Origin of the sequence: Streptomyces sp. NRRL F-5126, assembly GCF_000721265.1 — a bacterium.
In the GTDB taxonomy this organism is placed as follows: domain Bacteria; phylum Actinomycetota; class Actinomycetes; order Streptomycetales; family Streptomycetaceae; genus Streptomyces.
The window spans coordinates 127,937-147,193 of record NZ_JOFZ01000003.1; the positions used below are offsets into that span (position 1 = coordinate 127,937).

The following is a 19,257-nucleotide window of genomic DNA, read 5'->3' on the forward strand; positions in this document are numbered from 1 at the left end:
CGTTCGCGATCGGCCTGCGCGCGCTCTAGAGGGCGCGCAGCGCCCGGTCCATGATCTCCGCGCCTTCCTCCGCCTCGGCCACGGTCAGGGTGAGCGGTGGCGCGATGCGCAGCACGCTCGTGTCGTGGCCGCCGCCCTTGCCGATCAGCAGGCCCCTCTCGCGCGCCGCCTCGAGCACCGCGGCGGCCCGCTCGGGTGACGCCTCGTCCGTGCCCGGCCCGACCAGCTCGACGCCCGCCATCAGCCCGCGGCCGCGCACGGCGCGTACGGCGTCCACCCTCGCGGCCGTCGCGCGCAGTCGTTCGAGCAGCAGCCCGCCGACGCGGCGCGCGTTGCCCTGCAGGTCGTGCTCCAGCACGTACGAGAGATTGGCGAGGCCCGCGGCCATCGTGACGGGGCTGCCGCCGAAGGTCGAGATGGAGTTGGTGTCGAGGCAGTTCATGATCTCGGCGCGCGCGATGACACCGCCGACCGACATTCCGTTGCCGATGCCCTTGGCGAACGTGACGATGTCCGGCGGCCCGTTGTCCGCGTGCGCCTGCCAGCCCCAGAAGTGGTCGCCGGTGCGGCCCCAGCCGGTCTGCACCTCGTCGCTGATCCACAGCACGCCGCGCTCGGCCAGCACCTCGCGGAAGGCCGCGTACAGCCCGTCGGGCGGCATCGTGAACCCGCCCACGCCCTGGACGGGCTCCGCGATCAGCGCGGCGGGCGTCCTGGTGTGCCCGAGCAGGTCCTTGAGGTCGGCGACGCAAGCCGCGGTGAACGCGGCGTCGTCCAGGGCGGCGAACGGGCCGCGGTCGCGCACCGCGCCGTGCACGTACGTCGTCTGCAGCGGCGAGTAACCAGTGGGCGACCAGCCCCGGTTGCCCGTGACGGAGACCGTGGAGAACGACCTGCCGTGGTAGCTGTTGCGCATCGCGAGTACCTGGTTCGAGGCCCGGAAGGCCGTGGCGAGCAGCAGCGCGGTGTCGTTGGCCTCGGTGCCCGACGTGGTGAAGAAGACGCGGGCGTCCGGGATACCGGACAGCGCGGCGATCCTTTCCGCGAGTTCGACCATCGGGCGGTTGAGGTAGAGCGTGGAGGAGTGGATGATCCGCCCGGCCTGTTCGGTGACGGCCTTGGTGACCTCGGGCAGGGCGTGCGCGGTCATGGTGGTGAGGATGCCGCCGAAGAAGTCGAGATAGCGGTTGCCGTCCGCGTCCCACACATGGCGGCCCTCGCCGTGCGTGATCTCCAGGGGGCGCTCGTAGTAGAGGCTGAGCCAGTCGGGCAGGACGGCGCTGTGGCGCTCGTGCAGCGGCGAGCGGGGGCGGGGGGTGGTCATGGGCGCACCAGCCCCTCGTACGCGTCCGGCCTGCGGTCGCGGTAGAACGCCCACTGCCGGCGCACCTCGTCGATCAGCGCGAGGTCCAGGTCGCGCACGACGAGCTCCTCCTCCTTGTCGCTCGCGGTGTCTCCGACGAACCGGCCGCGCGGGTCGACGAAGTAGCTCGTGCCGTAGAAGTCGTTGTCGCCGTACTCCTCGCGGCCCACGCGGTTGATCGCGGCGACGAAGTACTCGTTGGCGACGGCTGCCGCGGGCTGCTCCAGCTGCCACAGATGCGCGGACAGGCCGCGCGAAGTCGCCGACGGGTTGTAGACGATCTCCGCGCCGCCGAGGCCGAGTTGCCGCCAGCCCTCGGGAAAGTGCCGGTCGTAGCAGATGTACACGCCGACCTTGCCCACGGCCGTCTCGAAGACCGGCCAGCCCGCGTTGCCCGGCTTGAAGTAGTACTTCTCCCAGAACCCCTTGAGCTGCGGGATGTGGTGCTTGCGGTACTTGCCGAGGTACGAGCCGTCGGCATCGATCACGGCGGCGGTGTTGTAGTAGAACCCGGCCCCTTCCACCTCGAAGACCGGCACGACCAGCACCATGCCGGTCTGCCTGGCCAGTTCGCGCATCCTGGTGACGGTGGGCCCATCGGGCACCGGCTCGGCCCACCGGTAGTGCTCGGGCTCCTGCACCTGGCAGAAGTAGGGGGCGTTGAACACCTCCTGGAAACCCATCACCCGCGCGCCGCGGCGTGCCGCCTCGCGCGCGTGCTCCTCGTGTTTGGCGATCATGGATTCGGTGTCGCCTGTCCAGGTCGTCTGGACGAGCGCCGCCCGTACGACCCGGTGCGGGGCGCCGGCGGTCTCGGAAGGCTCGGTCACGGGCTGCTCCTCCTCCGGATCAGCGGACCTGTCGAAAGTATGCCCCGGTACGAACCGGGGCAAGACCACCTTCGCCCGAAAGGGTGCGCACGCCCCGCGGGCCACCGGGCCGCGTCCGGCGCAGCCGCCCGTGCTCCCCGGCCGGCGCGCGGGTCGTTGCGTACGCGTGTGGCCTTCCGGGAGCCGGCGGTACGTGGTGAGGCTGACGTAGCGGCCGCGCGTGAGCGAGCCCGGGGCGCGTCGGTCGAGGTTGGCCACGGGCCGCAAGCTACGCCTTGGGTGAGCCGGGGTTGTCGGCGTTGGTGAGGGTCTCCCAGGCGACGAACAGGCCGTCGGTCCCGGCCGGACGCTGCTTCTTGATCAGGCGTTCGGTCTGGGGCAGCGCCATGTGCAGCCGGTTGTGCAGGTGGTTGTAGGCGACTTCGAGGTCGGGGCCCATCGTGCGGGTGACCTTGCCGCCGCACAGCCACTTGGGCGCGGGGGCGCCGAGCTGGTAGCGGGCGTTGAACTCCATGGCGGCGCGCAGCCGCTTCGACACTTCCGCGTACAGGTCGACGCCCTGGTGCCAGGCGGTCTCCGCGATGTGCGCGGTGGCGGCGAGCGAGTAGCCGATGTGCATGAGATTGCGGCAGGTCTCCTGGCCGAGCCCGTCGACATAGGTGTGCTGGCCGAACCAGTACGTGGCGAGCTGGTCCTTGGTCTTGATGGTGCCGCCCGGCGGCGGCTTGGGGAGCTTGCCGTCGGAGGAGAGGTAGAAGTACGCGGGCACGCGCGCACGGAAGCGGGAGACGGCGTGGTCGAACATCGTGTGGTCCTCGAGGAAGACCGACATGCTCATCTCCGCGTCGGTCATGGCGAGTTCCCAGTTGCCGTTGTAGTCGGGCACCTTCGCGGCGACGTTCGGCAGGTACGCCTTGCGCAGCATCCACTTGAACCGCATCACGGCCGGTTCGCGCCACTGCGGGTACGTGGCGTGCACGAGTTCGGCGGCGCGCGCCCAGGTGGAGCCGGTCCACGCGGCCTGCAGGTCGGAGTCGTCCAGGGTATGCCGCTTCATGACGGCGGACCAGGCGTCCATGATCCGCACGGCCTCGCGGGCGTACGCCGGCTTCCCGGTCATCGACCACATCAGCGCCTGGGTGTACGCGGCGATGGCGTCGTCGCGCTCGAAGACGCACGCGGGCGTGCCGTGGTTGGACCGGCAGGCGACGGTGGCCGACGGGTGCGGCGTGTAGCCGGCGGCCGCGTACTTGCTCGTGCTCATCTGCCGGAACGCGGACGCCCAGGGCTCGCGCCCCGCGGCGACCATCTTCCGCGCGGTCCTGAGCTGCCCGGCCCCGACGACGACGCCCGGGTGGTGGAAGGCGGCGGGGCGGCCGTCGGCAGCGGGGCCGGCGTGCGGTGACGAGGGCGCGCAGGCGGGTACCAGGGCGAGGCAGCACAGCGCGGCGGCAGCGGCGATCATTCTGCGTAGAGGCACGGGGACACCGTGTCCCGGCCGGGTACGGCCCGCAATCGGGGCGCCACCCAGGGGTGACGACCGTGGCCGAGTGGCCGAGGCCGGACTCCGCGGCCGGCGGGGGGAACAACGGACATGAAAAGAGAGCGGCGCCCCCACCGCGCGCACACGCGTCGGGGGCCCGCTCCACGTCGAGCACAACCCGGCCGGCCCGCAGCTGACCTTCTCCCCTGAACAGAGAAGTGATCTCCGGCTGCCGCCCGAACCGGGCCATTGCCCCTGAGCTACTGCCCGCCCGGCAGCAGCGTCCCTGGTACGACCGGGGTGCCGCCCCCGGCCGCCGATCCCGGCAGGGATGAACCACCCATCGTAGTCCAGGTTCGGCCCGGAGGTCCTTCTCCGGGGTGATGTGGCTCGATCAACGGTTCGACGGCCATACGCTGCCCTACCCCATTCTCGGCTCTGTCGAGGTCAGCGCAAACTATCCACGCGTCCAAGGGACTTCACGGACGACACGCATGAAACCGGCATAAGCCATATTTGCTTTCAGTTGCCAGCTATTGCGCCGTTCGGGGCGTCAGGCCTCCGCGGCCTCCGCGTACACCTGGGCGAGCTCGGGCACTCCGCTCGCCGCCCAGTCGAGGCCGGCCTGCACGACCTGGATCTCGCGGCCCGACACGAGCCGCACCACGGGGTGCCCCGTGGGCCAGATGTGCCAGATCGCGCCGGGGACCGTGCGGACGATCACCGACCCCAGGTAGAGCCCCGCGTCGTTGCCGAACCAGGGAAGCTCCTCCGGGTCCTGGCGCCACTCCGGCGTCAGCTGGTCGAGCGCGGACAGCGAGCCGGGCGAGTCGTCCAGCCTGAGCCCGAGCCGCATGGCGCGGACCCGCAGCAGCTCGCACTCGGAGAGCAGCTCGGTGATCCCCTCCTGTTCACGGGCGGCAGCGCCGGTCGACGACCCCTCGTCGCCACCGTGCCGCCTGCCGCGCCACGTGTCCAGAAAGCGAATATTCATACCGCTCAGCGTGCCACCCGCACCTGGGCGGGGCCACAGGGCGCGCTGACGTCGTCCGGGACTGTGCGTCGGCTGTGCGGCCTGCGGGGGTGCGCATGCCGTGCGGCCGCGCCGCCGGTCAGGCGGGTGCGTCGGTTGCCGCGGGTTCCAGCGCGAGCACGGCGAACGTGGCCAGCCAGTGGTCCGTCGTGAAGTCGCCGGAGCCGAGCGCGGACATGCCCGCGTCGAGATGGGCCGACGCCGTGTCGCGCAGGATCCGGCTGCGGGAGTCGCCGAGCGCGTCCGCCAGCGTGTGGAGGGCGGCCGCCCGGCTGAAGCACAGGCCGTGCAGGTGGCCGATCTGGCCGTCCGAGTGGTCGGTCACCTCCGGCGGTTCCAGCAGCAGCGCCCGGCCCTCGCGGTCGGCCTCGGTGAGCTCGGGCAGGAAGGACGACATCCAGCCGGTGAACTCGCCGGGCGCGGCGACGCGGCGGAAGGCGTCCGCCTCGGTCAGCAGCGGGGAGAGGAAGTCCTGTCCTGACGGCTCCCAGCGCAGTGCGCCGGCCCGGTCGTCCTCGAACCAGGCGCGCAGCTTCGCCCGGACGGGTTCCACCACGTCGGGCACGGCGGCGCGCTCGGCGCTGTCGAGCACGAGGCCGAGCGCGAAGGCGCTGTTGGCGTGGGTGCCGTGGCGGACGGGGTAGCGGGCCTTCGGCAGCCAGGCGAGTACCAGGTCGGCGACGGTCCTGGCCGCGGGCGCGAGCGCCGTGAACCACCGGCCGTCGTCGTGCGCGGCGCTCTCGGCGGTGAGCATGAGCAGCCATGCCCAGCCGTAGGGGCGCTCGAAGGAGGGGTGGTCGCGCAGGTAACCGGCCTCGGTGGCCAGCGCCCCGGCGGTGAGGTGCGCGTCCAGGGCCTCGGTGGCCCTGCCTGCCGCCGTGGCGGGCAGGCCGTGGCGCAGCAGCCGCATCGCCAGCCAGTGCATGTGGACCGAGGAGTGCCAGTCGTAGGCGCCGTAGAACGCCGGGTGGTGGATGCGGGGAGCCACCAGTTCCTCGGGGCCCGCCAGCAGGTGCGCGGGGAAGTTGGGGTACTCGCGGGTGATGTTGGCGACGGCGAGCCGCGCGAACGTCTCCGCGTGCGGGGCGAGCGCGGCGGGCGGCGGGCCGCCCGCCGCGCCGGGGGCACCGGGTGCGGCGTTCAATGCGTCGCTCCTTCCGGGACGCGCAGGTCGTCCGTGGTCGAGGCCGCCGCCGCGACGATCGCGCCGAGGCCGCGTGCGATGTCCGCCACGGACATGGACGGCTCGAAGCGGTCGGTGACCTGCTCGGGCGCGTACGGCACGTGCACGAAGCCGCCGCGCAGGGCCGGGCGTTCGGTGGCGATGAGGTGGGCGAGGCCGTAGAAGACGTGGTTGCACAGGAAGTTGCCGGCGGTGCCGGAGACGTGGGCCGGCACCCCCGCCGCTCGTGCCGCGGCGACGCACGCCTTCACGGGCAGGCGCGAGAGGTAGGCGACAGGCCCGTCAGGCACGATCGGCTCGTCCACGGGCTGGTTGCCCGCGTTGTCGGGCAGCCGCGCGTCGTCGACGTTCACGGCGACACGCTCGACGCTGAGGCCGCTCCTGCCGCCCGCCTGCCCGGCGCAGACCACGAGTGCGGGGTCCGTGGCGGACACGGCGGCCCGCAGCTCCTCTGTCGCACGGCCGTAGACGCAGCTCAGCCTCACGGCGGTGACGTCGAGGCCGGCGGGCGGTGTCGCGGCGACGAGCCGGGCCGCGGCCCACGAGGGGTTCACGTCCTCGCCGCCGAACGGCTCGAAGCCGGTGATCAGGACTTTCATGGTGCGCTCCGTCCGGCCGGGTCAGAAAGCGAAGAAGTACATGATGAGGATGTTGCACGCCAGGAGGATGAAGCCGGTCGGCGCCTGCACCTTGATCGGGCCGTACTGGTCCTTCAGTTCGAGCAGGGCGGCGGGAACGAGGTTGAAGTTGGCGGCCATCGGCGTGCAGAGCGTGCCGCAGAACCCGGCGAGCATGCCCACGGCCATCACGGCCGGGGCGTTGCCGTGCAGGTGCTGGACGAGGATCGGCCAGCCGACGGCTGCCGTCATGACGGGGAACGCGGCGAACGCGTTGCCCATGATCACCGTGAAGACGAACATGCCGACGCAGTAGAGCGCCACCGCGGCCAGCAGCTGGCCGTTGGGCAGGATCTTCTCGGTGACCTTGCCGACCTGCGTTCCCACGCCGGCCGCCTGGAAGATCGCGCCGAGCACGGCGAGCAGTTGCGGCAGCAGCAGCGCCCAGCCCATGGACTCCAGCAGGCCGCGGCCCGCGTGGATCGGCACGGACACCCGCCGCTCGCGCAGCACCCACATGCCCACGCCGCAGGCGACGATCGCGCCGACGCCCAGGCCGAGGATCGTCTCGTTGCCCTTCTCGAAGATCACGTGGCCGCCGAAGTGAAACTTCGGGACCACGACGGCGCACAGCACGGCGACGACCGGAATCGTCAGGGCGGGGATGAACAGCTTGTTGCCGAACCGCTTGGCGAGTTCGACGCGCTGCTTCTCGCTGGTCGTGCGCGGCGTGCCCTTGCCGACGAGGTTGAAGCCGCCGAGGCAGATGAGGATGAGGACGGCGATGCCGAGCGGCTCGGCCGGCGCCGACTTGTCGACCACCCAGGAGCTGTAGAAGAACGTGGCGCCGAGGAGCGTCCAGAAGGTGCCCGAGGGGTAGCGCTTGGCGTTGCTCCGGTCGAGCAGGGTCTGCAGGCCCATGACGATGAAGACGGCCCCGACCAGCCAGTAGAACCATTCGGCCTTGATCACTTCGCCGGCTCCTCGACGTCGGACTCGGCGTTGGCGACGACGAGTTCACGTTCCAGTGCGCGGTCGAAGCGCAGCAGCCTGGCACCGTGCACGAGGAAGGCGCAGGCCGCGGTGGGTATCGCCCACAGCGCCAGGTCCAGCGGCTCCAGGTGCGTGTGGTACGTGGCGTTGACGAGCCCCGTGATCAGCAGGATGGAGCCGATCGCCAGGAAGATGTCCTCGCCGAAGAACACGCCGACGGTGTCTGCTCCGGCCGCGTGCGAGCGGACCTTCTCGCGGATCGCGTCCGGCAGCGGGCGCCCGCCGTTCCTGCGCTCCGCGGCCGCCTCGGCCATGGGCGCGATCATCGGTCGGACACTCTGCGCGGGGCCGCCGATGGTCTGGAGGCCGACGGCCGCGGTGAGCTGCCGCAGGAGCAGGTAGAGGGTGAGGAACCGTCCCGTGGTGAGGTTGCCCAGCTTGCCGATCAGGGTGCGGGCCTGCTGCTGCAGGCCGTTGCGCTCCAGCAGGCCGATGACGGGCAGTGTGATGGCGAAGATCGTCACGGAGCGGCTCGACGCGAAGCTCTCGCCGAACGTCTTGAGGATCTCGTCCGGGGACAGCTTGCCGAGCGCTCCGGTGACGATCCCGGCTACACCGACGACCAGCAGAGGGTTGCGCCTCGTGGCGAATCCGAGGATCACCACGAGGACGCCGAGTAGAACGATCATGTGCTCTCGGCCTTCCGTACAGGGCTCCGCGACGGCGGCGGACCGGGGGGTGCCCACGGAGGCTAGATGATTGTTGAACGATCCGACAAGGGTGTGACCGTCACAGGTTTTCCGGGGGCGGGCCGTACGTCAGCCGGGCAGGCCGGCGCCGTCGGGGTAGGCCTCGGCCAACTGCCGCCTGGAATCCTCCAGATAGAAGCCCAGCATCTGCTCGGCCCCCGCCGCGTCGCCCGACGCGAGCGCCGTGACGAGTTCGCGGTTGCGGGTGAGGTACGGCTCGTGGAAACGGCGCGGGTCGTCCATGACATGGAAGGCGAGGCGCAGTTCCGCGAGGACGCCGCGCATCATGTCGTCAAGGCGCTCACTGCCCGCGAGGCCGGCGATCGCCTGGTGGAAGTGGATGTTCGCGGTGCCGCAGTCCGCCCAGGCGCCCGCCTCGGCCGCCCGCCGCCCCTCGTCCACCGCGGCCTCGACCTGGTCGAGGGGGCGGGGCGCCATGCCGTGCGACCTGACGGCGGCGCACTCGACCACCTGCCTGACCCGGTAGATGTCGGCGATGTCGGCCGCCGTCAGCACTCGCACGAAGGTGCCGCGGTTGAGCCGGTGCACCAGCAGCCGCTCATGGGTGAGCAGCCGAAAGGCCTCGCGCAGCGTGTTGCGGGAGATGCCGAGCGCCTGGCCGATGCGCTCCTCCGACAGGCGGCTGCCCGGCGGGAACGACCCCTGCGCGATGCGCTCACGCAGTATCGCCGCGACCCGTTCCGCGGTACTCGTCCGGGTCAGCAGGCCCCGGTCGGCGATCAGCTGGGTCACGGCAGGACCGAGGTCTGCGCTCATGCGGTCTTCCCCCCTGGGCGGACTGGTCGGCCCGTTGCAGCCGGGTTGGCGAAAGGAAACCCTAACGGCAGAGAGGATCGTTGAACAATTGTTTCCGGTAGATAACGAGCCATGCGCACGATGGCCGAGGGCCCTAGTGCGCGCGTGGCTCAGACGTCGAGATCGACCACGACAGGGGCGTGGTCCGACGCGCCCTTGCCCTTGCGCTCCTCGCGGTCGACGTAGCTGTCCTTGACCGCCGCCCCGAACGGGCCGTTGCCGTACACGAGGTCGATGCGCATGCCGCGGTTCTTGGGGAAGCCGAGCTGGCGGTAGTCCCAGTACGTGAAGGGGTGGTCGTACTTGAGCGGCCTCGGCACCACGTCCCGCAGGCCCTCCTCCCGCAGCGCCGCGAGCGCGTCCCGCTCGTCCGCGGTGACGTGCGTGGCTCCCTCGAACGCCGAGCGGTCCCACACGTCCGCGTCGGTGGGCGCGATGTTGAAGTCGCCGAGCACGGCGAACGGCCGCTCGCCCGCCGCGTCCTGGGTGATCGTGCCCCTGAGCGCGTCCAGCCAGCGGAGCTTGTAGGCGTAGTGGGCGTGGCCGACCTCCCGGCCGTTGGGCACGTACACCGACCAGACACGCACGGGGCCGCACGTCGCCGCGACGGCCCGCGGCTCCTCGACGCCCTCGTACTCCGGGCCGCCGGGCAGCCCGCGCACGACGTCGTCGAGGCCGGCGCGGGAGAGCACCGCCACGCCGTTCCACCGCCCGGTCGCGTGGACCGCGGACTCGTAGCCGATCTCACGCAGCGCCTGCTCGGGGAACTGCTCCTGGGTGGTCTTGGCCTCCTGGAGGCACAGCACGTCCGTGCCACTGCTCTCCAGCCAGGCGAGCAGCCGGGGCAGGCGGGCCGTGATCGAGTTGACGTTCCACGTGGCGATGCGCATGCGGACCAGCCTATAGGCGGGGTACGACAGTCAGGGCCGAGTCGGTCACAGCTCCACACTGTCGCCGGGCGCGAGCCTGCCGTGCTCCGCGCCCGCGAGCCCGCCGAGCATCCGGTCGTACATGGGCCTGGCGACCTCGGACAGCAGCGCGTCGTGCACGTCGTAGGCGCGGCGCGGCTCCACCTCGCGCAGGTAGTCGACGATCTCGGCGATCTTGTTCCAGGGCGCCATCACGGGCAGCATCAGCGTGTCGACGGGGCGCTCCGGCACGGTCAGGGCGTCGCCCGGGTGGAAGACCGACCCGTCGACCAGGTAGCCGGAGTTGGCGATCCGCGGGATGTCGGGGTGGATCACCGCGTGCAGCTCGCCGTGCACCTCGACGTCGAACCCGGCCGCGGTGAAGGTGTCGCCGTGGCCGACCGTGTGGACGCGGCCGGGGAAGGCGGCCGCGACCTTGTCCGTGACGCTGCGGGGCGCCCACAGCTCGGCCGCCGGGTTGTCGCCGAGCCCGGCGCGCAGCCGGTCCTCGTCGAAGTGGTCCGGGTGCTCGTGGGTGACGAGGACGGCGTCGGCGCCCACCGCCGCGTCCTGCTCGCTGTAGCCGCCCGGGTCGATGACGAGCGTGCGCCCGTCCTTCTCCAGCCGTACGCACGCGTGCCCGCGCTTGGTGAACCTCACCGTCGACCGCCTTCGCTCGGGGATGCGGGGTGCGGGGGTGGCCCGCACCTCCATCCTGCTACTCCTGCGGCCGGGTCTCCTCCCGGATCACTTCGGCGGCGACCTTGAAGGCGGCGTTCGCCGCCGGCACACCGCAGTAGATCGCGGTCTGCAGCAGCACCTCCTTGATCTCGGCCGGGCTGAGGCCGTTGCGCAGGGCGGCCGTGGTGTGGAACCTCAGCTCGTCCAGGTGGCCGCCCGCGACGAGGGCGGTGAGCGTGATCACGCTGCGCGTGCGCCGGTCGAGGCCGTCGCGGGTCCAGATCTCTCCCCACGCGTAGCGGGTGATCAGCTGCTGGAAGTCCTCCGTGAAGGCGTCGGCGGACGCGGTCGCGCGGTCCACGTGCTCGTCGCCGAGCACCTCGCGGCGTACCCGCATGCCGGCGTCGTGGAGGTCGGGGCGGCCCTGCGGCTCGGCGGGCTCCGGCTGCTCCTCCTGCTCGTCCTGCGCCTGCGCCTGCGCCTGCGTCTGCGCCTGCGTCTGCGGGGGCTCCTCGGACTCGGCGGGTCCCTCGGCCCCGGGCACGGAGGCCGCGGGCTCGGGCCTGCGGTCGGGCGGGAGCGTGATGCCGGTGGTCGTCTCGGACGGGTTGTACCAGGCCGTCGAGAAGTGGTCGGTCAGCAGGTCGGTGACGGCCGCGGGCTGCTCGACCGGCGCGAGGTGGGAGGCGCCGGGAACCAGCGCGAGGCGCGCGTCCGGTATGCCCGCGACCAGCGTGCGGGCCTCGGCGGGCCCTGTGACCTGGTCCTCGGCTCCGACGAGCACGAGCGTCGGCACGGCGATGCTGCCGAGCTCGGCGCGGATGTCGAAGGCGGCGAGCGCCTCGCACGCCGCGATGTAGCAGGCGGGCTCCGTGGTGCGGACCATCTGCACGGCCCACTCGACGATCGCGGGCTGCGCCGCGGCGAACCCGGGGGTGAACCAGCGCTCCGGCGCGCTGCGCGCCATCGGTTCGAGCCCGTTGGCGCGGACGATGACGCCACGCTGGCGGAACTCGTCGGCGGTGCCGAACCGGGGCGAGGCCGCGATCAGGGCGAGCGAGGCCACCCGCTCGCCGTGGCGCAGCGCCAGTTCGGCGCCGACAGCCGCGCCGAGCGCGCAGCCCGCGTAGCCGAAGCGCTGGACGCCGAGGCTGTCGAGCGTGTCGAGCAGGCGCTGCGCCAGCTCGGGCACCGCGGCGGTGGCCTCGGCGGGAGCGCCGCCGTGGCCCGGCAGGTCGAAGCGCACCACGCACCACTGTTTGGCCAGCTCGGGTACCTGGCGGTCCCACATGTGCCATGTCGTGCCGAGGGAGGGTCCGAGGACCAGGGCCGGGGCGTCTTCCGGCCCGTCAACGCGGTACTGCAGGGTCTGGGTCGATATCTCACTCACGGGATCAATCCTTTATCTGTCACGATCTGTCACGCTCCCCCTCGCAAGACCGCCCCACGCCTTCGCCACCGGAAGCAAGTCCACCACGTCCGGCTTTACGTACCACTTCTCGGTCGTCTTCACGTCTGTGTGCCCGGCCCGCATGGCGAGCAGGTGATCCGGCACGCCGTTGCCGGCCGGATACGTCAAGCACGACGCCCGAGCATCGTACAGACGAACCCTGCGAAGGCCGTTGTCGTATCCCTCGCCCGCCGCCGGACGCTCCTTCGCCTGCATGGCGCGGGATTCCCGCACAGCTGGATCATGAGCTGCGGGAGGCAACCTCGGTCAGCACCTGTCGGCGTTTCGGCCATCTCCTGCCCCGAGCCGTTCCAAGCCGCAGCAAGGATCCCGGCTACGCAAGGTCCCCTCACGCGGGAAATGGCGGGCTTCGCGGCGCGACCGAATGACATGTGTTCGAAATCGTGGGTCGGGTCGTTGAGCCTCATGACTCTGCCGCAGCGACCGTCTCAGGGGGAACGATGACCTCGGCCATCACACAGGACCAGCCGGCACAACCACCGAAGGGCACCTCGCGGGACGACGAGCCGGAGGAGGCCGGTGTTCGAGACGAGGAGTACCTCTACCGCGACGCGTCACGGCTGCAGGCCGGATCCCTCCTGACCACCCGCACGATGGCACGGCGGCTGCCCGCGCTCGTGCTGCGATCCGTACGGATGGCCTGGCGGGTGGACCGCGGCACGACCGTCGGGCTGCTGGTGTGCCAGACAGCCACCGGTGTGTTCGCCGCGCTCGGCCTCCTGGCTGTCACCGGCACCCTCACCTCGCTGATCTCCTCGGGCGCCGTCGTCCAGCGGCTGTGGGACGCCGCGCCGCAGTTGGCGGTTGTCGCCGCGGCCACCGGACTGCGCGCGCTGCTGGGCATCGCCGTGGTCTGGCTGACCGGGCGTCTGCGCCCCGTACTCGCCCGCGCGGCGGAAGTGACGATGGTGGAGGCCACGCTCGGCGCGGAACCGGCCGCCAACAACAAGCCCGGCTACAACGACGCCTACGACATCGCCGACCGCGGCGCCCAGGTCACCCCCGACCTCGTGGAGGAGGCCCAGGACGTACTCGCCGCGACCGCGACCCTCACAGCCGGCGCAACCGTCTTGACCGTCCTGCACCCGCTCCTTCTGCCGTCCTGAACGAAGGCCGGATCGTGCAGGAGGGCACCTATGCCCAACTCACCCAGCAAACGGGGCTCTTCCAGTCCTTTTGGAAGTTGCAGCGACGAATGAGCGGCGAGGCCGCCTGACCTGACCCCGACGGTGGTGGCCCGGCACCCGACGTGGCTGCGGCACCGGGGAGCCGGCTGCCCACCTTCTGCCGCCTCGCCGCCCACCAGGAACCGGGACCCGATGAGTCGGCGCACTGTGCGACGCCTGAGCAGGGCGGGCCGGCCCCCCGTCATCTGAGCCGCCAACGCCCGCCGTTCCCCCGAAGCACGGCTTTGACCAGTGGGAATAGCGAAGGGCTGCTGGAGCACTAACCGAACAATGGCTTGCCGATGTAGGAGCCCGCCTTCGGCGCCGGTGGCACGGCGAAGACCGCGGAACCTATGTGGGAGATGTATTCGTTCAGCCTGTCCGATGCGCCGAGCCGCTTCTGGAGCCTGACGAAGTGATCAGGGTCGTTCATGTAGGCGATGAACAGGAGTCCGGCGTCGAGTTGTCCGTACTGGTTGATCCCGTCGGTGTAGTTGTAGGACCGGCGGAGGATCTTGAGGCCCCCGTTGTTCTCGTGTGCGGCCAGTGCTATGTGCGACGTCGGGTCGATCGCTTTGCCGCCGCCCGGTAGCGTCGCGTGGAAGTCCGGTGTGGTGTGCTCGCGTCCGCCCGACAGCGGGGCACCCGCCGTCTTGGTGCGGCCGAAGACCCGTTGCTGGTCGCTGATCGGGTCGGCGTCCCAGATCTCGATGTTCATCTGTATCTTGCGCACGACCTGGTAACTGCCGCCTGCCATCCACCCCTCGTCGCTGCCCGCCCACACCCAGCGCCGGTAGTCGTCCTCGGTCCGGATGTTGCGTGTGCCGTCCTTGAAGCCGAGCAGGTTGCGGGGAGTGGCCTGATCGGGGCCGGCCGACGCCCGGCCGAACCCGAGCACCGTCCACCGCACCGCCGCGTTGCCGCGTGCGATGCGGGTGAGGTCGCGGATCGCGTGGTAGGCCACCTGTGGATCGTCGGCGCATGCCTGGAGCGACAGGTCACCTCCGGTGAGGGCGGCGTCAAGGCGGTCGCTGGGCAGCGCGGGCAGCGCGGGCAGCGCGGCGAGCCTCGCGGGGCGTTTGTCCGCGAGGCCGAAGCGTTCGTCGAAGATGCCGGGCCCGAGGCCGAGCGTGACGGTCAGCGAGGCAGGTCCGAGGTCGAGGGCCTCCCCGGTGTCCACCCCGGCTCCCGAGCCGTGGGCCGGCTCGACCAGGCCGACGGTGTTGCCCTTCTGCAGTTGCGCGATCGAGGCCGACCACCGGGCCAGCAGCACCTGGAGATCGGCGGCACTTGACGATGTGACGTCGAAGGCCGCGAGGACACCGTAGCGTTGCGGTGCGGTCCGGATGCCGGCCTGCGGGGAGGCGTCGGCGGTCGCGTAGAACGGATGGCGTCCGGTCAGGTCGATCAGTTCGCCCGATGGCCGGGTGGGTGTGGCGGCCGGGCCGTTCGCGAACAGGGCCCCGGCGCCCGCGTAGACGCCGGCTCCCGCTCCTGCGGCGGCCAGACCGCCGCCGAAGAGGGCTCGTCGCGACACGCCGGGGCGGGCGGCTCGCGAACCGTCCGCCCCGGTGCCGTCATGCTGTGCGCTCACTTTGCGGTCGCGACTTTCTGGGCGAGGTGGGACAGCGGGTCCTGCAAGGCCTGCACCGACTGCGAGATCTTCTTGGCGTTCGCGGTCTTGGTGGCGCCGTCCCAGCGCTGGTATCCGCCGAGGGAGCCGGCGTCGCGGAGCTTGCCCATCACGGTGTCGACGCCGGAGAAGCGCTGCTGGATCGTCTTGGTGAGGGCCGGGTCGATCTTGGTCAGCCCGGGCTGGAGGTAGGCGAACGCCTGCCGGGCACCTTCGACGTTGGCGGAGAGGTCCGCGAGGTCGATGTGGCTGAACGCCTCCTCCTCACCGGTGATCTTGTTCGACTGCACTTCCTCCAGCAGCCCGGCCGCGCCGTTGGCCAGGTCCTCCGGCTTGAACTGAAGCTTCGGGGCCAGCTTTTCGAGCGTGGTCACATTGGTCACCAGCTCGGCGGCGAGTTTCTTCGTCGACGGGGTGATGGCTCCCCCGTGCCACAGGTCGCGCTCGATGGCATGGAACCCGTGCCAGCCGACGGCCTGGTCGAGGTTGGAGGCGCGCATGTCGATGAGATAGTCGAGGTTGCCCGCGTTGTCGGTCGGCTTGAACCCGGGCTTCACGAAGCCTGCCACATCGGATTCGATCTTCTCGTAGAACTGCCGGGTACCCGCGTAGTCGGTCTTGGCCTTCTTCAGGTTCCCGGCGTCTATGTCGGCCTGCAGGGTCTTCGAGCCCTTCAGCAGATCGTTCAGCCGGGCCGTGACGTAGCCGCTGTAACCCTTCGCGCCCTGGGCGAGCAGCGTCGCGGTGCTGCCACTGGCGACCGGGGCCGGCTTGCCTGTGACAGTGAAATCGGTGAGCTCCTTGGCCGCACCAGGGCAGTAGAGCTGGTACTTCCCACCACCGAGGGTGGCCGTGAACGACACGGGGGCCAGGCCCGGTGCGAGGTTCTCCTTCTCGCCGACGATGCGCTGCTGCTGCAGCAACTCGAACTCGATGATCCCGGTGGCCGACTCGTTCTTGACCGTGAAGGTGACCGGGCCGGCCTTCGCCGTCGTCGCGCTCGCCTCACAGGTGTCCCCGGAGCCGCCGCTCTTCAGCGTCACGGTCACCGCCGAGGAACCGCCGGCCTTCGCCCCGCTCTTGGCGGTGCCTGCCGACCCGGACGCGGTGGCCTGCCCGGAGTCGTTCGACGAGCAGCTCACGAGCGTGAGCACGGTGAGCACACCGACCGCTCCGATCGCGGTGCGTCGGCGGGTTGGTCGGGGAAGGCGGTCAGCGGACAACATCGTTGGTGCTCCTTCGAGGTTCTTGCGACGCTTCGTCGTCGGCGTTCGTGGAAAGGGAGGGGTTGCCGGCCCCGTCGGCCGGCTCGGGCGAGTCCGCCGGATCACGGGTCAGACCGCGGCGGGTGCGCCGGCCCGTCAGCGCCAGCCCGACGGCCGCGGCGCCCAGGGCCGCCGGCAGCCACAGGCGCCACAACGTGCGCTCGTGTGCGGTGAGTTCGCCGTCGGCGACCGCTTTGCCGGTCGCGGTGACCGCCGCACTGGGGACCGACCAGTAGGGCTCGGTCATCGTCAGGGTGCGCGGCCTGCCCAGGCCGCCGCCCGTCAGCGTCAGTGTGGTCCGGTCGACGCGTCGCGCGTCGAGGATGCCGTGATGAGTGAGCCAGAGGGTGCTCGTCGTGGTGGTCGTCCACTGCGCGTGGTACGGGCCGGGGTTCTGCGTGTTCGAGATCCCGACCGGCACGCGGCCGAAGAGCGCCGCGAGTTCGTCGATGGTGAGTGTCGACGGCCGACCCGAGCTGCTCGCACGGGCGTGTTCTGTCCACTGCTCGGCCCTCACCCCCGCGTGGTCCGCGGAAGTCCGGGCCGCGCCGGTGAATCTGACGGTCTGCGTGGTCCCACCGCCATGGACGAGCAGGGACGCCGAGTCTCCGCGAACCGTGACCGACGCCGTACCCGCCGAGGAGGCCGGGGGGTGGTGCGGATCGCCCTTGCCCGCGGTGAGCGCGACCGTGGTGGGGACCGAGGGCTTCCCGTCCGGCACTGCCAGCGGAAGTACCACCGCTGACAGTGCGGCGGCCGCGGCGATGGAGAACTTGACGGTGGGCACCCGGGCGGGGGCCGCGCGCCAACGGCGCGGCCACAGTGTGACAGCCAGTACCGGCACGAGGTAACACAGCCACGCCAGCGCCTCGATCATGCGCGGATCGGCGGGGATTCCGAGCACACCGGTGATCAGTGCGGAGCGGATCGAGCCGATCGGCGAGAGCCACGAGAGGTCGACCGTGTGCTGCTGCCCGATGTCGATCCAGCCCGCGCCCCGTGCGGTGCGGAACGCGGTCAGCAGCAGCCCGGCGGCGACGAACACCAGGAAGACACCGGAGATGGTGAAGAACCTGGACAGGTTCAGCCGCGCACCGCCGAAGTAGAGGATGCAGCCGACCACACACGCCACGACGATGCCGATCGCCGCGCCGAGCGCGGCGGCGCCTGCACTGGTCGAGGCGTGCAGGGTGGCCAGCAGGAACACCGCGGTTTCGAAGCCCTCCTTCACCACCGCGAGGAACGCCATCCCGGCCAGTGCCCAGCCGGTTCCCCTGGACACCGCCGCACCGGCCGACCCTTCGAGTTCGGCGCGCAGTCCGCGGGCGTTCTTGCCCATCCAGACGATCATCCCCGTCACGAAGACCACCGCGACCAGGCCGATGACCGACTCCAGGCCCTCCTGCTTTGCCTGGGGCAGCGACTGCTCAAGCGCCTGAAGGGCGACACCGACGCCGACGGACACCAGTACCGCGAGGCCGACACCGCACCACATCGGCCGGCGGGGTACACCGTTGCGCTTCAGGAACGCGGCGATGATGCTGACGATCAGGACGGCTTCGAGGCCCTCACGCAGGCCGATCACGAAAGTGGTGAGCATCAGTTGCCGCCTCGGCGAAGGGTTTTCGCGGGCGGGTCCGACCGCTTCCGAACGGTGTTGCGGTGCACAACCATGGCGACAGCCTGCTTCCCGTCGTGCCTGATGGCCCTGTGAACGACGTAGGTGAGGAAGGATAGCCTTACCTAATCAATAGCGGAACAGCCGGGTGCCGGCCGGCCGGATCAGCCGGTGGTCAGGGCGGGTGCCACGGCGGCGCGACGGCGGGCCAGCACTCCAGAGAACCAGTAGCCGGCGACCATGAAGGCGATCACGACGATCGTCTCGGTCGTGCCCCAGAACCAGGTGGACGCGTGAACCGCCTTGGGCGCGATCTTCGGCAGGTCGGCGAGCGAACCGGTGGCACCCGCGGCGTTCGCCTGGAACGCCTGGTTGCGGGCCGAGCCATGCAGGAAGGGGGCGACGAAGAGCACGGCCGCGCCGAGCACCACCTCGATGCCGACCACGGCCGGGAACCGGCGGACGAGGATCCTGTGCAGCGGCCGGTCGTCCCCCGCCGCACGCAGGGCGTCGACCCGCGGGTGCAGCCAGAACTGGTTGAAGACCCCGAGCAGCAGCAGAACACCGAAGATGAGGATCTTCACACCGAGCACCCGCCCGTACATCGTCGTGAACAGCTGCGTGGGGCCGTCCACATGCTCCCAGTAGAGGAAGAGCCCGGACAGTGTGATCGCGGCGACGCAGCTCATGGCGGCGGCGGAGAAGCGCCGTATCGATGCCGACCAGAACACCCCGCGGTCCGCGGGCGCGACCGCACCGGGGAGCGCGAGCAGGGCGAGGCCGGCCAGGCCGCCGAGCCATACGGCGCCACCGAGGAGGTGCAGCATCCACATCAGGGTCTCGAAGCCGGCACGGCCCCAGTCCTCGGGCACGGCGTCCGGGAACTTGGTGGCACCCAGCGCGACCGCACCCGCGCCGAGGCCGGCCGCGGCCAGCCACGACCCGGCCGGGCCGACTGCCACCTTGCGGATGCAGAGCGGGACCGCCAGCACGGCACCGGCCAGGATCAGCGTCACTTCGAGGCCGGACAGCCGGCCTGCGTTGCTGCCGTCGTAGAGCGCGTTCCAGGCCGCAGCGTAGTCGTACCCGCCGCTTCCCGACGCGTCATGGGCAAGACCGGTCAGCACGGCGGGTACGGCGAGAACGCCGAGCACGGCAGCGCATCTGAACAGCCTCACCATCACCGCGGCCGGCGTCTCCCGCCCGACGCGACGCGCCGCGGGACCCGTGACGACGAGCGCGAGCGCGGCGAGGCCGACGAAGCCCATGAGCGTGATCCAGGTCGCCCAGGCGACGGCACTGTCCACGAACGGACCGAGGGGAGTTGATGGCGCCGACGCCACGAGAACCGACTGATGGTGGGGCAAATCCTCAACACGAAGCACGATCGACCGCCCGTCTCGTTGAATGTCGTACCGTCGTCGAGTTAGGTTAGGCATACCTAACTA

At 71.0% G+C, this 19,257-nt stretch carries 17 protein-coding genes and 1 pseudogene; 1 reads left to right on the forward strand and 17 read right to left on the reverse strand.

The genetic code is table 11. The features are described from left to right. Positions 1–25: 25 nt before the first annotated feature. The 13 genes from IH48_RS0107060 to IH48_RS36885 form a co-directional block, all read right to left on the reverse strand. The gene (locus IH48_RS0107060) at positions 26–1,324 is read right to left on the reverse strand and encodes an aspartate aminotransferase family protein (RefSeq protein WP_030900613.1); all 1,299 of its coding nucleotides are present in this window, start codon (positions 1,322–1,324) and stop codon (positions 26–28) included. Further along, positions 1,321–2,193, reverse strand: a complete 873-nt coding sequence (locus tag IH48_RS0107065) for a nitrilase-related carbon-nitrogen hydrolase (protein ID WP_030900616.1) — start codon at positions 2,191–2,193, stop codon at positions 1,321–1,323. The genes IH48_RS0107060 and IH48_RS0107065 overlap by 4 nt, the downstream gene beginning before the upstream one ends. 268 nt (positions 2,194–2,461) lie before the next feature. Then, the gene (locus tag IH48_RS0107070) at positions 2,462–3,658 is read right to left on the reverse strand and encodes an alginate lyase family protein (RefSeq protein WP_030900618.1); all 1,197 of its coding nucleotides are present in this window, start codon (positions 3,656–3,658) and stop codon (positions 2,462–2,464) included. A gap of 571 nt (positions 3,659–4,229) precedes the next feature. Beyond that, positions 4,230–4,670 (reverse strand): DUF6278 family protein, encoded by a 441-nt coding sequence (locus IH48_RS0107075; protein WP_030900621.1) that lies wholly within the window; start codon positions 4,668–4,670, stop codon positions 4,230–4,232. Positions 4,671–4,788: 118 nt separating this feature from the next. Continuing rightward, positions 4,789–5,853, reverse strand: a complete 1,065-nt coding sequence (locus IH48_RS0107080) for a DUF2891 domain-containing protein (RefSeq protein ID WP_037841204.1) — start codon at positions 5,851–5,853, stop codon at positions 4,789–4,791. Beyond that, positions 5,850–6,491 (reverse strand): pyroglutamyl-peptidase I, encoded by a 642-nt coding sequence (gene pcp / locus IH48_RS0107085; protein ID WP_030900625.1) that lies wholly within the window; start codon positions 6,489–6,491, stop codon positions 5,850–5,852. Before pcp ends, IH48_RS0107080 begins: the two co-directional genes overlap by 4 nt. A 21-nt stretch (positions 6,492–6,512) precedes the next feature. Beyond that, complete coding sequence (locus IH48_RS0107090; protein WP_030900626.1) at positions 6,513–7,481, reverse strand: DUF979 domain-containing protein; 969 nt, start codon at positions 7,479–7,481, stop codon at positions 6,513–6,515. Continuing rightward, positions 7,478–8,191: a DUF969 domain-containing protein gene (locus tag IH48_RS0107095; protein ID WP_030900629.1), complete on the reverse strand. Its 714-nt coding sequence runs from the start codon at positions 8,189–8,191 to the stop codon at positions 7,478–7,480. The genes IH48_RS0107090 and IH48_RS0107095 overlap by 4 nt, the downstream gene beginning before the upstream one ends. Before the next feature lie 129 nt (positions 8,192–8,320). Then, positions 8,321–9,028 carry a GntR family transcriptional regulator gene (locus IH48_RS0107100; protein WP_030900632.1) on the reverse strand — a complete coding sequence of 236 codons (708 nt, stop codon included), beginning with the start codon at positions 9,026–9,028 and terminating at the stop codon, positions 8,321–8,323. Positions 9,029–9,177: 149 nt separating this feature from the next. Then, positions 9,178–9,957: an exodeoxyribonuclease III gene (locus IH48_RS0107105; protein WP_030900635.1), complete on the reverse strand. Its 780-nt coding sequence runs from the start codon at positions 9,955–9,957 to the stop codon at positions 9,178–9,180. A 45-nt stretch (positions 9,958–10,002) separates the two neighbouring features. Next, positions 10,003–10,635: an MBL fold metallo-hydrolase gene (locus IH48_RS0107110; protein WP_030900638.1), complete on the reverse strand. Its 633-nt coding sequence runs from the start codon at positions 10,633–10,635 to the stop codon at positions 10,003–10,005. Positions 10,636–10,693: 58 nt separating this feature from the next. Further along, positions 10,694–12,046, reverse strand: coding sequence for a 4-carboxymuconolactone decarboxylase (gene pcaC / locus IH48_RS0107115; RefSeq protein ID WP_030900641.1), 1,353 nt, complete (start codon positions 12,044–12,046; stop codon positions 10,694–10,696). A gap of 12 nt (positions 12,047–12,058) precedes the next feature. Further along, positions 12,059–12,322 (reverse strand): hypothetical protein, encoded by a 264-nt coding sequence (locus IH48_RS36885; protein ID WP_030900643.1) that lies wholly within the window; start codon positions 12,320–12,322, stop codon positions 12,059–12,061. Positions 12,323–12,567: 245 nt separating this feature from the next. Between IH48_RS36885 and IH48_RS0107125 the strand changes: the two are divergent. Then, positions 12,568–13,227, forward strand: a pseudogene (locus IH48_RS0107125) (ABC transporter); the annotation flags it as partial. Between the two features lie 346 nt (positions 13,228–13,573). Here the strand turns inward: IH48_RS0107125 and IH48_RS0107135 are convergent. The 4 genes from IH48_RS0107135 to IH48_RS0107150 all read right to left on the reverse strand — a co-directional run bounded on the left by IH48_RS0107135 (position 13,574) and on the right by IH48_RS0107150 (position 19,116). Then, entirely contained in the window at positions 13,574–14,887 is a 1,314-nt protein-coding gene (locus IH48_RS0107135) for a Dyp-type peroxidase (protein WP_030900650.1), read from the reverse strand. After that, positions 14,884–16,152: an iron uptake system protein EfeO gene (gene efeO / locus IH48_RS0107140; protein WP_037841207.1), complete on the reverse strand. Its 1,269-nt coding sequence runs from the start codon at positions 16,150–16,152 to the stop codon at positions 14,884–14,886. Before efeO ends, IH48_RS0107135 begins: the two co-directional genes overlap by 4 nt. Further along, on the reverse strand, positions 16,139–17,791 hold the full coding sequence (gene efeU / locus IH48_RS0107145; protein WP_051839321.1) for an iron uptake transporter permease EfeU: 1,653 nt from the start codon (positions 17,789–17,791) through the stop codon (positions 16,139–16,141). The genes efeO and efeU overlap by 14 nt, the downstream gene beginning before the upstream one ends. A gap of 182 nt (positions 17,792–17,973) precedes the next feature. Then, the gene (locus tag IH48_RS0107150) at positions 17,974–19,116 is read right to left on the reverse strand and encodes a copper resistance D family protein (protein ID WP_199809903.1); all 1,143 of its coding nucleotides are present in this window, start codon (positions 19,114–19,116) and stop codon (positions 17,974–17,976) included. Positions 19,117–19,257 lie beyond the last annotated feature (141 nt).